Annotated in this window: 15 protein-coding genes and 2 other annotated features; all 15 genes read right to left on the bottom strand. The window is 37.2% G+C overall.

Translation table 11 applies throughout. From position 1 onward, the window contains the following. Positions 1–48 precede the first annotated feature (48 nt). The 15 genes from rpoB to cysE all read right to left on the bottom strand — a co-directional run bounded on the left by rpoB (position 49) and on the right by cysE (position 13,253). The gene (rpoB, locus tag LPC09_RS00680; RefSeq protein WP_231308805.1) at positions 49–3,627 is read right to left on the bottom strand and encodes a DNA-directed RNA polymerase subunit beta; all 3,579 of its coding nucleotides are present in this window, start codon (positions 3,625–3,627) and stop codon (positions 49–51) included. A 356-nt stretch (positions 3,628–3,983) separates the two neighbouring features. Beyond that, complete coding sequence (locus LPC09_RS00675) at positions 3,984–4,586, bottom strand: class I SAM-dependent methyltransferase (protein ID WP_231308804.1); 603 nt, start codon at positions 4,584–4,586, stop codon at positions 3,984–3,986. Positions 4,587–4,772: 186 nt separating this feature from the next. Continuing rightward, positions 4,773–5,132, bottom strand: coding sequence for a 50S ribosomal protein L7/L12 (gene rplL, locus LPC09_RS00670; protein WP_121664177.1), 360 nt, complete (start codon positions 5,130–5,132; stop codon positions 4,773–4,775). A 67-nt stretch (positions 5,133–5,199) separates the two neighbouring features. Next, positions 5,200–5,700, bottom strand: coding sequence for a 50S ribosomal protein L10 (rplJ, locus tag LPC09_RS00665; protein ID WP_212138670.1), 501 nt, complete (start codon positions 5,698–5,700; stop codon positions 5,200–5,202). A gap of 46 nt (positions 5,701–5,746) precedes the next feature. Beyond that, positions 5,747–5,888, bottom strand: a sequence feature (ribosomal protein L10 leader region). A gap of 49 nt (positions 5,889–5,937) precedes the next feature. Continuing rightward, complete coding sequence (rplA, locus tag LPC09_RS00660) at positions 5,938–6,636, bottom strand: 50S ribosomal protein L1 (RefSeq protein ID WP_231308803.1); 699 nt, start codon at positions 6,634–6,636, stop codon at positions 5,938–5,940. 109 nt (positions 6,637–6,745) lie between these two features. Then, complete coding sequence (gene rplK, locus LPC09_RS00655) at positions 6,746–7,171, bottom strand: 50S ribosomal protein L11 (RefSeq protein ID WP_141549707.1); 426 nt, start codon at positions 7,169–7,171, stop codon at positions 6,746–6,748. A gap of 230 nt (positions 7,172–7,401) precedes the next feature. Next, on the bottom strand, positions 7,402–7,935 hold the full coding sequence (gene nusG, locus LPC09_RS00650) for a transcription termination/antitermination protein NusG (RefSeq protein WP_231308802.1): 534 nt from the start codon (positions 7,933–7,935) through the stop codon (positions 7,402–7,404). Positions 7,936–8,093: 158 nt separating this feature from the next. Beyond that, positions 8,094–8,276, bottom strand: coding sequence for a preprotein translocase subunit SecE (secE, locus tag LPC09_RS00645; RefSeq protein ID WP_231308801.1), 183 nt, complete (start codon positions 8,274–8,276; stop codon positions 8,094–8,096). A 57-nt stretch (positions 8,277–8,333) separates the two neighbouring features. Then, positions 8,334–8,483 carry a 50S ribosomal protein L33 gene (gene rpmG / locus LPC09_RS00640; protein WP_098798338.1) on the bottom strand — a complete coding sequence of 50 codons (150 nt, stop codon included), beginning with the start codon at positions 8,481–8,483 and terminating at the stop codon, positions 8,334–8,336. A gap of 89 nt (positions 8,484–8,572) precedes the next feature. Next, complete coding sequence (gene sigH / locus LPC09_RS00635) at positions 8,573–9,229, bottom strand: RNA polymerase sporulation sigma factor SigH (RefSeq protein ID WP_231308800.1); 657 nt, start codon at positions 9,227–9,229, stop codon at positions 8,573–8,575. 185 nt (positions 9,230–9,414) lie between these two features. Continuing rightward, positions 9,415–9,924 (bottom strand): NYN domain-containing protein, encoded by a 510-nt coding sequence (locus LPC09_RS00630; protein WP_231308799.1) that lies wholly within the window; start codon positions 9,922–9,924, stop codon positions 9,415–9,417. 6 nt (positions 9,925–9,930) lie between these two features. Next, complete coding sequence (gene rlmB, locus LPC09_RS00625; protein ID WP_121664170.1) at positions 9,931–10,674, bottom strand: 23S rRNA (guanosine(2251)-2'-O)-methyltransferase RlmB; 744 nt, start codon at positions 10,672–10,674, stop codon at positions 9,931–9,933. After that, complete coding sequence (locus tag LPC09_RS00620) at positions 10,671–11,072, bottom strand: Mini-ribonuclease 3 (RefSeq protein ID WP_231309710.1); 402 nt, start codon at positions 11,070–11,072, stop codon at positions 10,671–10,673. Before LPC09_RS00620 ends, rlmB begins: the two co-directional genes overlap by 4 nt. Positions 11,073–11,209: 137 nt before the next feature. Beyond that, positions 11,210–12,607: a cysteine--tRNA ligase gene (gene cysS, locus LPC09_RS00615; protein ID WP_231308798.1), complete on the bottom strand. Its 1,398-nt coding sequence runs from the start codon at positions 12,605–12,607 to the stop codon at positions 11,210–11,212. Further along, entirely contained in the window at positions 12,558–13,253 is a 696-nt protein-coding gene (gene cysE / locus LPC09_RS00610; RefSeq protein ID WP_231308797.1) for a serine O-acetyltransferase, read from the bottom strand. Before cysE ends, cysS begins: the two co-directional genes overlap by 50 nt. Positions 13,254–13,322: 69 nt before the next feature. After that, positions 13,323–13,559: a binding site (T-box leader), on the bottom strand. Positions 13,560–13,604 lie beyond the last annotated feature (45 nt).

Here is a 13,604-nt window from a genome sequence, read left to right as displayed (position 1 = left end):
GGTTAAACCTCCCCGTGTATGAATTCCTTAAAAAACTTAAACTCGTATTTATTCTTTCGCTACTGTATCTTTTTCTAATTCAACAGCTTCAGGCTCTGGTTCTGGCTGATCATTTACAGCAAGACCTTCAGCTTGTTGTGAGTCATCTTCATCATCAAGATCTCTCATCTCGATTTCTTGCTCGTCACTTGAAAGCATTTTTACATCCATACCTAAACTTTGAAGCTCTTTAATCAATACTTTAAATGATTCAGGAACACCAGGTTCAGGTACATTTTCGCCTTTAACGATTGCTTCATATGTTTTCACACGACCAACGACATCATCAGATTTAACAGTAAGAATTTCTTGAAGTGTATACGCAGCACCATATGCTTCAAGTGCCCATACCTCCATCTCACCGAATCTTTGACCACCGAATTGAGCTTTACCACCTAATGGCTGTTGAGTAACTAATGAGTATGGTCCAGTTGAACGAGCATGCAGCTTATCGTCAACCATGTGAGCAAGTTTGATCATATACATAATCCCTACTGATACACGGTTATCGAATGGTTCACCCGTACGTCCATCATATAAAACAGTTTTAGCATCACGAGCCATGCCTGCTTCTTCTAATGTTGACCATACATCTTCCTCACGCGCACCATCAAATACTGGTGATGCAACATGAATACCAAGTTTTCTGGCAGCCATACCTAAGTGCAACTCTAATACCTGACCGATATTCATACGTGAAGGAACTCCTAGAGGGTTTAACATTATATCAACAGGAGTACCGTCTGGTAAATAAGGCATATCTTCTTCCGGAAGGATACGAGAGATAACCCCTTTATTACCATGTCGTCCAGCCATTTTATCTCCCTCAGAGATTTTACGTTTTTGAACGATATAAACACGAACTAATTGGTTAACACCTGGTGGTAATTCATCACCGTCTTCACGGTTGAACACTTTAACATCAAGAATAATTCCTTCTCCACCATGTGGTACACGTAATGATGTATCACGAACTTCTCGTGCTTTTTCACCAAAGATTGCATGTAAAAGTCTTTCCTCTGCTGTTAGCTCTGTTACACCCTTAGGCGTTACTTTACCAACTAGTAGATCTCCGTCTTTTACTTCTGCACCAACTCGGATAATTCCGCGCTCATCTAAGTTTCTTAATGCATCTTCCCCAACGTTAGGGATATCACGTGTAATTTCTTCAGGTCCTAATTTTGTATCACGAGATTCAGATTCATATTCTTCAATATGAATAGATGTATACACATCATCTTTAACAAGTCTTTCACTCATGATAATAGCATCCTCATAGTTATAACCATCCCATGTCATAAAGGCAACCATTACGTTTCTACCTAATGCAAGCTCACCTTTTTCCATAGAAGGACCGTCAGCAAGGATTTCACCTTTTACTACTTCATCGCCTTCACTTACGATTGGACGTTGATTATAGCAAGTACCTTGGTTTGAACGGATAAACTTTAACATACTATATTTATCAAGATTTCCTTTAACCTTTTGACCGTCAACTTCTTCATATCGACGTACCCAAACATTTTTCGCTTCAACACGCTCAACAACACCTGGGTGTTTACAGATAACAGCTGCCCCTGAATCTTTACCAGAAACATACTCCATACCTGTTCCAACTATAGGTGATTCCGGATTCATTAATGGTACAGCTTGACGTTGCATGTTCGCACCCATTAATGCACGGTTTGAGTCATCATTCTCCAAGAACGGAATACATGCTGTTGCAGCAGATACAACCTGTTTAGGAGATACATCCATGTAGTCAATACGATCTCTATTAACAACTGTGTTTTCACCACGGAAACGTGCAACAATATCATTATCTATAAATGACCCATCTTCTGCTAACCTAGCATTTGCTTGGGCAACTACATAGTTATCCTCTTCATCAGCAGTTAAATAGTCAATTCTAGCTGTTACTTTACCAGTTTCAGGATCAACTCGGCGATATGGTGTTTCAATGAAGCCGAAACGATTCACTTTCGCATAAGAAGATAGTGAGTTAATCAATCCGATATTTGGACCCTCTGGAGTTTCAATTGGACACATACGACCATAGTGAGAATAGTGAACGTCACGAACCTCGAAGCCGGCACGTTCACGAGTTAAACCACCCGGTCCTAATGCGGATAAACGACGTTTATGCGTTAACTCACCTAGTGGATTTGTTTGATCCATAAATTGAGATAACTGGGAGCTACCGAAGAACTCTTTAATAGAAGCAATTACAGGACGAATATTAATAAGTTGTTGTGGAGTAATTGTATTCGTATCTTGAATAGACATTCTCTCGCGAACAACACGTTCCATTCTTGATAAACCAATTCTAAACTGGTTTTGCAGTAATTCCCCTACTGAACGTAATCTACGGTTTCCAAGGTGATCGATATCATCTGTGTCACCAACACCATGTAGAAGGTTAAAGAAGTAACTAATAGAAGATAAAATATCTGCAACTGTAATATTTTTTACAGCTTCTTCTACATAAGCGTTACCTAATACATTAATAACCTTTTCGCCTTCCGGATCATTAGGTGCATATATCTTGATAGATTGAATCGTTACTTCATCCTCAGTAACACCGCCTGAAGGATGTTCTTTTTTAAATCCAACACCACTTTCAAGAATTGGTATAATTCGGTCTAACGTTCTTCTATCAATCATTGTACCTTTTTCTGCAATGATTTCTCCTGTTTCAGGATCTACTAAAGTTTCTGCTAGTCTTTGATTAAAAAGACGATTTTTAATATGAAGCTTTTTATTAATTTTATAGCGACCAACATTCGCTAAATCATAGCGTTTTGGATCAAAAAATCTAGAGTCTAATAAACTCTTTGCATTTTCAACAGTTGGTGGCTCACCTGGACGAAGTCGCTCGTAAATTTCAAGCAAAGCTTTCTCTGTACTTTCCGTATTATCTTTATCAAGAGTGTTACGTAAGTACTCATTTTCACCTAATAAATCGATGATTTCTTGATCAGAGCCAAACCCAAGAGCACGTAAGAGAACCGTTACCGGTAATTTACGAGTACGATCTATACGCACATATACAACATCTTTGGCGTCAGTTTCGTATTCTAACCAAGCCCCACGGTTTGGAATAACAGTCGCAGTAAAGCCTTTTTTACCATTTTTGTCGACCTTTGCACTGTAATATACACTTGGTGAACGGACTAGCTGAGAAACGATAACACGCTCTGCTCCGTTGACAACAAATGTACCTGTCTCTGTCATGAGAGGAAAATCTCCCATAAAGACATCCTGATCTTTTACTTCACCAGTTTCCTTGTTAATTAAACGAACCTTAACACGTAATGGCGCCGAATAGGTAACATCGCGTTCTTTTGATTCCTCAACAGGGTACTTAGGATCCCCCAAGCTATAATCAATAAACTCTAGCGAGAGGTTACCAGTGAAATCCTCAATTGGAGAAATATCTTGAAACATTTCTCTTAAGCCCTCATCAAGAAACCACTGATAGGAAGAGGTTTGAATCTCAATAAGATTTGGTAATTCTAACACTTCACTAATGCGTGCATAACTTCTACGTTGGCGGTGTCGTCCATACTGAACTAGTTGACCTGTCAACTCATTCACCCCTCAAATCAAGCGTAATAGGATCTTGCGTCGTACTATTATGTATACCTTTTTTAGACAGACGAATAAGAGAACTCACATATGATCATTCTCTTTAAAAACAATATCTTTACATACTACCAATAAAAAATCTGCAATAAAACATAGGAAAATGCAAGTACTGACGCAAGGAAAAAACAAAAAATAAAAAGGGTTTCTAGTAAGAAAACCACATTTTTAAAACGTACTTTTGATTTTAATAGTATTCCCATAAAACTAATTTCTATACATCTTTTACCTTAAAAATTAGATAGTTATGGAAATTATATATTGGCATTTTATAATACTAACACAACAAAAAAATGGAGTCAACTCTTTTTTGCTTTTATGATATAATAGCCTTTTTTCTTTTCCACAACTTCCACTTCATTAAACATTTCATTTAGTTTATCCATCGCTGACGGTGCTCCCTGTTTTTTTTGTATAACAATCCACAACTCACCCTCATGCTCAAGATGTTCGAAGCTTTTTTCAAAAATAGAGTGAACAACTTGCTTCCCTGCTCGAATTGGTGGATTTGTTAAAACAGCGGCATATTTCCGATCTTCACTAATGTTTTCAAATTGATTACTTTGAAATATATTTACATTCTCCACTTTGTTAAGAGCAGCATTATCCTTTGCTAACTCTATTGCCCGTTCATTAATATCGATCATGTCTACTTTTTTGTTAAAACTCTTTGCAAGAGACAACCCAATAGGCCCATACCCACAACCAACATCTAGATAATCACCACTTACATCCGGTGGTAAAAACGTTTCTATTAAAAGGCGGGAACCAAAATCTACTTCATTTTTTGAAAACACTCCACGGTCACTTTGAAATGTAAAAAGAAAATCCTTTAATTGAAATGTCCATGTTTTACGCTCACTTTCAACAGTTGGCTTCTCAGAATAATAATGATTACTCATAAAAGTTCCTCCTCTTACAGAAGAATAGGTTTTACATCAACCTTGCATTTTATACGTATTAAATCAAATTTAATGATAAAAAATCATCTACTGCAAAATGCGAATAGATGCATTAGTTACTTCAATTATTCTTAAGTACAAAAAAGCCCGCCTTTAACCGGCGAGCTTTTTTATATAGTACATTTATTACTTAACTTCTACAGAAGCTCCAACTTCTTCAAGTTTAGCTTTTAATTCTTCAGCTTCTTCTTTAGAAACGCCTTCTTTAAGTGGTTTTGGAGCGTTATCTACTAATTCTTTAGCTTCTTTTAAGCCTAAGCCAGTAGCTTCACGTACAACTTTGATAACCTTGATTTTTTGTCCGCCAGCACTTGCAAGTACTACGTCAAATTCAGTTTGCTCAGCAGCAGCTTCGCCACCAGCAGCAGCAACAGCTACAGGAGCCGCAGCAGTTACACCAAACTCTTCTTCGATTGCTTTAACTAAGTCGTTTAATTCTAAAACAGTCATATTTTTAACTGCTTCAATGATTTGTTCTTGAGTCATTATAATTTCCTCCTTGTTTTTCCTGTTAATATTTTATTAGTAAAGACATACTAGATTGTTGTACCGATTAAGCACCTTGTTCTTCTTTTTGTTCTGCAACTGCTTTAGTAGCAAGAGCAAAGTTACGGATAGGAGCTTGAAGTACGCTAAGCAACATAGAAAGTAAACCTTCGCGTGATGGAAGTTCAGCAAGAGCTTTAACTTCTTCAACACTAGCAACATTACCTTCGATTACACCAGCTTTGATTTCAAGAGCTTCGTGTTTTTTAGCGAAGTCATTTAAAATTTTAGCCGGAGCTACAACATCATCATTACTGAATGCAATTGCGTTAGGTCCTGTTAATACATCATTAAGACCAGTAAGCTCAGCTTGCTCAACAGCACGACGAGTCATTGTGTTTTTGTAAACTTTGAAGTCGATTCCTGCTTCACGTAATTGCTTACGTAATTCAGTAACTTCACTTACAGTTAATCCGCGGTAATCAACAACGATAGTAGATTTACTTTCACGGAACTTAGTAGAAATTTCATCTACGATCTGTTTCTTTTGTTCGATAATTGCGCTCATTGTTACACCTCCTGTTAGATTCATGTAACACTAGTACCGTTCGGTGATGGTCATTAAAAAACCTCCACAAGACATGGAGGTTTTGTACATACAATAAGCAAAATCATGCTTTATTCGTAAATACACCTCGGCAGGATATTTAAGCTTATAAAAGCACCTACTGTCTACGGTATAGCGATATTTGTTTTAAACAACATTGATAATTATATATAAACTTCTATACGAAGTCAATAGCTATTATTTTACAGCGAAACTTGAAGAATCTACCTTCACACCAGGTCCCATAGTAGAAGTAGCATTTACGCTCTTCATATAAGTACCTTTTGCTGCAGAAGGCTTAGCTTTTAATAATGTTTCATAAACTGTTGTAAAGTTCTCTACAAGTTTGCTATCTTCAAATGATACTTTTCCGATAGGAACATGGATAATACCAGCTTTATCAAGACGGTATTCAACTTTACCAGCTTTGATTTCATTAACAGCTTTTGTTACATCAAATGTAACTGTTCCAGTTTTAGGGTTTGGCATTAAACCTTTTGGTCCTAATACACGTCCTAATTTACCAACTTCACCCATCATGTCTGGAGTTGCAACGATTACGTCAAACTCAAACCAACCTTGTTGGATTTTGTTGATGTAGTCTGCATCACCAACATAATCAGCACCTGCTGCTTCAGCTTCTTTCGCTTTTTCACCTTTAGCAAATACTAATACACGTTGAGTTTTACCAGTACCATTTGGAAGTACTACTGCTCCACGGATTTGTTGGTCAGCTTTCTTAGGGTCTACGCCTAAACGGAAAGCAACTTCTACAGTTGCATCAAATTTTGCGATGCTAGTCTTTTTAACTAGTTCTACTGCTTCTTGTACAGAGTAGAAATTTGAACGATCTACTAATTTAGCAGCTTCTAAAAACTTTTTACCTTTTTTAGCCATTTTTGTTTCCTCCTTAGTGGTTTTAGCGGAATAACCTCCCACGAATAAAGGTTGCGAACTTGTTTTTAAGCAAACTCGCAACCCCCTAACACAACTCGACTAATAGAAATTAGTCTTCGATAACGATACCCATGCTACGTGCAGTACCTTCTACCATACGCATTGCTGACTCAACACTAGCTGCGTTTAAGTCAGGCATTTTTGTTTCAGCGATTTCACGTACCTTGTCACGCTTAACAGTCGCTACTTTATTACGGTTTGGTTCACCAGAACCAGACTCAATTCCAGCTGCTTTCTTAAGTAATACAGCAGCAGGAGGAGTTTTCGTAATAAATGTAAATGAACGATCCTCGAATACTGTGATTTCAACTGGAATGATTAATCCAGCTTGTTCAGCCGTACGAGCGTTGAACTCTTTACAGAATCCCATGATATTAACACCAGCTTGACCTAATGCAGGACCAACTGGTGGAGCTGGATTAGCTTTAGCTGCAGGAATTTGCAATTTTACAATTTTAATTACTTTTTTAGCCACGAGACACACCTCCTTAAGTCCGTGATGTGGTAATGGGGTTTATTACCCTCCCACTCATCTAGCCACTCGCGTTTCGAATGGTCATAATTAGAGCAACTCATTAATTGAGTTTACCTACCCTTATACTTTCAGAAATAGAAATTTCTGATCAAAATAATATCTCAAGTCTCGAGACATACTGACCTATGAAATATTACCACTTTTCGAAATTGATTTCAAGTTTTTTTACATTATAATTTCGTTACTTGAGAAAAATCTAGTTCTACTGGTGTTTCACGGCCGAACATATTCACAAGAACTTTAAGTTTATTTTTATCTTGATCGATTTCTTCGATGGAACCTGTGAAATTAGCAAAAGGACCTTCTGTTACTTTAACAGTTTCTTTTAATTCATAATCAATTTCAACACGACGCTCATCCATACCCATGCGTTTCAAAATAAAATTCACTTCATCAGGTAATAGTGGAGTTGGTTTAGACCCATGACCTGCAGAGCCTACGAACCCAGTTACTCCAGGTGTGTTTCGCACAACATACCATGAATCATCCGTCATGACGATCTCAACTAGCACATAACCTGGGAAGACCTTCTTTTTAACTACTTTCTTCTTACCATCCTTAATATCTGTTTCTTCCTCTTCAGGTACAACCACGCGGAAGATCTTGTCTTCCATTCCCATCGATTCCACACGTTTTTCAAGGTTGGCCTTAACTTTATTCTCATAACCTGAATAGGTGTGTACTACATACCAATTCTTTTCCATAGTTTCAGGACTACTTGTCCTTCCCTCCCCACAATAGGTTGATCAACAAACGATAGCATCTGCTTATATTATTACTTTTTTATACAATGAAAAAACCCGTTTAACGGGTTTTGCAGACAAAGTTTAATATTTTCTATTATAGCACGATTTTCCATTTGTTATTCAAAAAACAAACGAATTAAAGAAGAAATACCTAAGTCAACAACCGCAAAGAACACTGCCACAAATGTAACAGTTGATACAACTGTTATTGTGTACTTTGTAAGCTCTTTACCTTTAGGCCAGCTGACTTTTTTCATTTCACGAGTAACATCTCGGAAAAAACTAATTAAACGTTGCATTGTGCTACCTCCAGGATAATAAGGAAACTTCATTATATGAAATATATAAGTGCTGTACTATTTCGTTTCACGGTGGTTTGTATGCGAATTACATACTTTACAAAATTTATTAACATCCAACCGATCATTTGTGCTTGTACTATTTTTCATCGTTGTATAATTTCTACTTCCACACGATGTGCATGCAAGGATAATCTTTTTACGCATGTCATCACCTACCGCTACGTTTTATTCTTTAAAACTGTATCACAGTAGAATTTTTTCGTCAACAAACGTTCATATCCTAATGTATATAATTATAAACTAATCTCCCGTAGTTCTAAATAGCGTTCTAACTTTCTCTTCACTCGTTGCAGAGCGTTATCAATCGATTTAACATGTCTATTTAGATCTTCGGAGATCTCATGGTATGACCTGCCGTCCAAATATAAAGCTAAGACCTTTCGTTCAAGATCACTTAGTAACTCCCCCATCTTCACCTCAATATCATCAAATTCTTCTTGATTGATAATGAGTTCCTCAGGGTCCATCACTTTTGCACCTGTAATAACGTCCATAAGTGTTCGATCAGACTCTTCATCATATATTGGCTTGTCTAAAGAAACATAGGAATTCAGCGGAATATGCTTTTGACGAGTTGCAGTTTTTATTGCGGTAATGATTTGCCTGGTAATACATAGCTCGGCAAATGCTTTAAAAGAAGTGAGCTTGTCCTCCTTGAAGTCACGAATGGCTTTGTATAAACCAATCATTCCCTCTTGGATAATATCTTCCCGGTCAGCACCGATTAGAAAATATGATCTTGCTTTCGCCCGGACAAAATTTCGGTATTTTGTAATTAAATAATCAAGCGCTTCACTTTCTCCAAAATGCACAAGTTCAACTACTTGTTCATCTTCCAATAACTCTAAATCTTCTTTGTTGACTTTGCCCCTGTTGATTGGTGAATTCAAGTCGATCCCCCCGACCGCACGCAAGATAACAATATTATACAGTATTGGTTTTGTAAGCGTCAACCAACCATAAATATAACGTTCAGTAGCATTGGCTGTACTTACACATTATTTGTTCCGGAGTCTGGTGTAAGTACTGGATATCGTTCGTTGCCAAAGATATAAGATTTTATTTTTAAAACCAACTACAGATCTCCTCTTCGCCACTTTTCTAATTTTTCTAGAACATCTTCTGGAATAGCAATCTTTGAAGAAGGTCGTTTTTCCTCAATCTTCTTCACTTTGTGTTGAATCCTGCTTTCAATTGACGTCATTTCATTAAGTAACTCTCTTGCTGATTTCCTTAATGCACCTTGTCCAAAGATTGCCCATTGCTCAGTAAAGTCTGAGGTAGCTACATGAACTTGAGTTTTAATATTACTTAATGAAATAGCCAGCTTCTCAATTCTTTCATCAGCTGTTTCATTTTCTCTTGTAAAAATGACTTCAACTCGATAATTTTTCTGCTTTTTCTCAATGCCCTTTACCATATGAGCATCAAATACAATAATGACCCGGTATCCTGTATATGCTTGATATTCAGCCATTTTTTCAATTAATAGATCTCGTGCTCCCGCTAAATCATTTTTCTTAAGGTTTTGTAATTCCGGCCACGCACCGATAATGTTATATCCATCAACCAATAGGATATCCATTTCACTCTACTCCCCTAGAGGATATCGCTTTCTATATACCTCATACATTAAGAGACTAGCTGCTACAGATGCATTTAATGATGTAACATGTCCAACCATTGGCATCTTGACTAAGAAATCACATTTTTCTTTTATAAGACGACCAATCCCCTTACCTTCACTTCCTATAATTAATGCAAGTGACATCTTTCCATCAAGATTGCGGTAATCATCTGCTCCTTTTGCATCTGTCCCTACAATCCATACACCTTTTTCCTTTAGATCATCGATTGTTCTCGCCATATTCGTAACCCTTGCCACAGGGATATGTTCAATTGCCCCAGTAGATGACTTTGCTACTGTCGCTGTTAGCCCAACTGCTCTTCGCTTAGGGATAACAATACCATGTGCCCCTACTGCATCAGCTGTTCTCATGATGGACCCAAGGTTATGTGGATCCTCAATTTCATCTAACAATAATAAAAATGGTGGTTCATTTCGTTCTTCGGCTACTTTTAGTAAATCGTCAACATGAACATATTCATAGGCAGCCACCTGGGCAACTACACCTTGATGGTTTCCTTCCACCATCTGATCAATCTTCTTTTTAGGTACAAAATTGATGGTTATACCTCTTTCTTTAGCAAGCTTCGTAATTTGCTGGGCTTGTCCTTTTAAAGAGTTTTCTGCTACCCATATTTTATTAATGTCTCTCGATGATTTTAATACTTCGATTACCGGATTACGCCCAATAATAAAATCTTCACTCATGACATCCCCTCCTTTCCATCAATAAATGTAAATGACTTTTGAATTAGCTCCTCAAGACGTTCGTGCCTTTTTTCTAAGTAAAGGTATCCAATAAGTGCTTCAAACGCTGTACTATAACGATAAGTTTGTACATCTGTATTTTTTGGAATTGTCCCAGACTTTGCATTTCTTCCTCTTCTTAACACCGCTTGCTCTTCTTCAGTAAGAAACTCAAGCGAGAAGAAATGGTGTAATGTGCTTGCTTGTGCCTTTGCAGATACAAATGTTTTTGCTTGATTATGAAGTTGATTAGGACGGATATTGCCTTTAGCTAAAAGATAATGTCTTACATAAATCTCATAAACAGCATCGCCAATATAAGCCAAAGCCAAGCTATTTAAAAGCTTGGAATCTTTTATTGTAAGTAATTCTAAAAACATTGTGTTCCTCTTTTCCTATTGAAGGCAGAGCTACAGTAAGGTTGAAGCCTGGAGCCCTGCCTATAGTCTTAACAATATTTCTTTTTATCTTTATTCCCCATTTATGTGTACTGTAATCAACCGCGCTTCCATCTCGTACCTTGTGGTGTATCCTCCAAGATGATATTTAGGTCTTTTAATTTATCACGGATTTCATCAGCTAAAGCAAAATTGCGGTCTTTTCTTGCTTGAATACGCTGTTGAATCATTTCTTCAATTTCTTCATCCAAAAGATCTGTTGATTCGAATGTTACCCCTAACACTTTACCCAGTTGATCAAATTGATCTAAGAAAGCCTGAATCACTTCAGTTGATGTATTCTGTTCCTGCAAATAGTAATTTGCTTGTTTTGATAGATCAAATAAAACAGAAATTGCATTAGCTGTATTAAAGTCATCATCCATTTCTTCTTTAAATTGCTGTTGGTAGTCTTTAATTTTTGTTAGCCATTCTTCGTTATTATCTGTTAAATTTGTGCTGCTGTTTTTACGATGCTTTAAATTTCCATATGATGTTGTTAAACGTTCAAACGCGTTCTTTGTACTCTCTAATAACTCCTGAGAGAAGTTGATTGGATGTCTATAATGAACAGACAACATAAAGAAACGAACAATTTGTGGATCTATTTCTTTAATAATATCGTGAACTAAAACAAAGTTCCCTAAAGACTTTGACATCTTTTCATTATTAATATTAATATATCCGTTGTGTAACCAATACTTAGCAAACTGCTTACCTGTTACAGCTTCAGATTGAGCAATTTCATTTTCATGATGAGGGAATGTTAAGTCCTGACCACCGGCATGAATGTCAATTGTGTCACCTAAATATTTTTGTGCCATAGCAGAGCACTCAATATGCCATCCAGGTCGACCATGCCCCCACGGACTTTCCCAGGAAATTTCCCCTTCTTTTGCTGATTTCCAAAGAACAAAGTCTAGAGCATCTTGCTTTTTATCCCCTACTTCAATTCTGTTTCCTAAGCGAAGCTCCTCAACCGATTGATGTGAAAGCTTTCCATACCCTTTAAATTCTCTTGTCTTATAATAAACATCGCCGCCTGCTTCATAAGCAAAGCCTTTATCAATTAAAGCTTGGATAAAATCAATAATAATATCAATGTTTTCTGTTACACGTGGATGTGTGGTCGCACGTTTGCAGCCAAGTGCTGTTACATCTTCGAAATATGCGTCAATAAACCGATCTGCAATGGTAGGAACATCTTCACCCAATTCATTAGCCGCTTTAATTAATTTATCATCCACATCTGTGAAGTTTGAGATATAGTTCACCTCATACCCGCTATACTCTAAGTATCTTCTTACCGTATCATAAACAATTGCGGGTCTAGCATTTCCTATATGAATATAATTATAAACGGTTGGGCCACAAACATACATTTTTACCTTTCCCGGTTCTAGAGGCTCAAACGTTTCCTTTTGTCTCGTTAGCGTATTGTACAACTTTATTGTCATAGTCATTCTTTCCTTTCCTTAGGTGTTGTACTTCATCTCTTAATTGTTTTAACTCAGCTTCTAACTCCTTAAAACGATCTGAAACTGGATCTGGTAAATCTGAATGGTTTAAGTCCTGGTCAACTCTCTTTCCATTTTGGATAACGACTCTACCAGGAATTCCAACAACAGTCGATTGATCTGGGACATCTTTTAGGACAACAGATCCTGCTCCTATCTTTGAGTATGCTCCAACAGTAATAGAGCCTAACACCTTTGCTCCTGTAGCAATTAGCGCATTGTCTTTAATGGTCGGATGCCTTTTCCCCTTTTCTTTTCCCGTTCCACCAAGTGTTACTCCCTGGAAGACCGTCACATTGTCTCCAATCTCACATGTTTCCCCGATAACAACGCCCATTCCATGGTCAATAAAGAAACGGCGTCCAATTCTTGCAGCAGGATGAATCTCAACTCCTGTAAAAAACCTGCTTATCTGCGAGATAGCTCTAGCTAAGAAAAAGAGCTTCTTTTTGTAAAAAGCATGGGCAATTCGATGACTCCAAATGGCATGTAATCCTGAATAAGTTAAAATAACTTCAAAATAATTTCTTGCTGCGGGATCTTGCTCAAAAACAACCTCTACGTCTTCTTTCATCATTTTCAACATAAATTTCCCCTCCAATCATAAACTTTATTAGATTTTTCCTGAGAATATAAAAAAGCGCCTCTGCAACATGACAGAGACGCTTGAATGCGCGGTTCCACTCTGTTTAGGAAAGAGTACAACGATCACTCTAACCTCAACTTTAACTCTGTAACGTAGAGGGTACGCCTTTACTTACTAGTCTAAATGACGTTTAGCAAAGGACTCTAAGGTGCACTTCAAGAATTACTTCACTTAAACCCCTTTCAGCCGATGAGGGTTCTCTCTATAAAGGAAATAAAACTCTACTCTCCTTATCAACGCTTTAAATATAGTTTAACCATACTATATTACATTTTTATGCAAATGTTAACT

The organism is Metabacillus sp. B2-18 (genome assembly GCF_021117275.1).
Lineage (GTDB): Bacteria > Bacillota > Bacilli > Bacillales > Bacillaceae > Metabacillus.
The sequence above is the reverse complement of the archived record's forward strand: the minus strand, read 5'-3'. Positions and strand labels throughout refer to the sequence as shown.

Excerpts from the sequence above, each read along its gene's own strand:
- LPC09_RS00675 (WP_231308804.1), bottom strand. The coding sequence starts at position 4,586 with ATGAGTAATCATTATTATTCTGAGAAGCCAACTGTTGAAAGTGAGCGT.
- rplL (WP_121664177.1), bottom strand. The coding sequence starts at position 5,132 with ATGACTCAAGAACAAATCATTGAAGCAGTTAAAAATATGACTGTTTTA.
- rplJ (WP_212138670.1), bottom strand. The coding sequence starts at position 5,700 with ATGAGCGCAATTATCGAACAAAAGAAACAGATCGTAGATGAAATTTCT.
- rplA (WP_231308803.1), bottom strand. The coding sequence starts at position 6,636 with ATGGCTAAAAAAGGTAAAAAGTTTTTAGAAGCTGCTAAATTAGTAGAT.
- nusG (WP_231308802.1), bottom strand. The coding sequence starts at position 7,935 with ATGGAAAAGAATTGGTATGTAGTACACACCTATTCAGGTTATGAGAAT.
- secE (WP_231308801.1), bottom strand. The coding sequence starts at position 8,276 with ATGCAACGTTTAATTAGTTTTTTCCGAGATGTTACTCGTGAAATGAAA.
- rpmG (WP_098798338.1), bottom strand. The coding sequence starts at position 8,483 with ATGCGTAAAAAGATTATCCTTGCATGCACATCGTGTGGAAGTAGAAAT.
- LPC09_RS00630 (WP_231308799.1), bottom strand. The coding sequence starts at position 9,924 with ATGGATATCCTATTGGTTGATGGATATAACATTATCGGTGCGTGGCCG.
- rlmB (WP_121664170.1), bottom strand. The coding sequence starts at position 10,674 with ATGAGTGAAGATTTTATTATTGGGCGTAATCCGGTAATCGAAGTATTA.
- cysS (WP_231308798.1), bottom strand. The coding sequence starts at position 12,607 with ATGACAATAAAGTTGTACAATACGCTAACGAGACAAAAGGAAACGTTT.
- cysE (WP_231308797.1), bottom strand. The coding sequence starts at position 13,253 with ATGTTGAAAATGATGAAAGAAGACGTAGAGGTTGTTTTTGAGCAAGAT.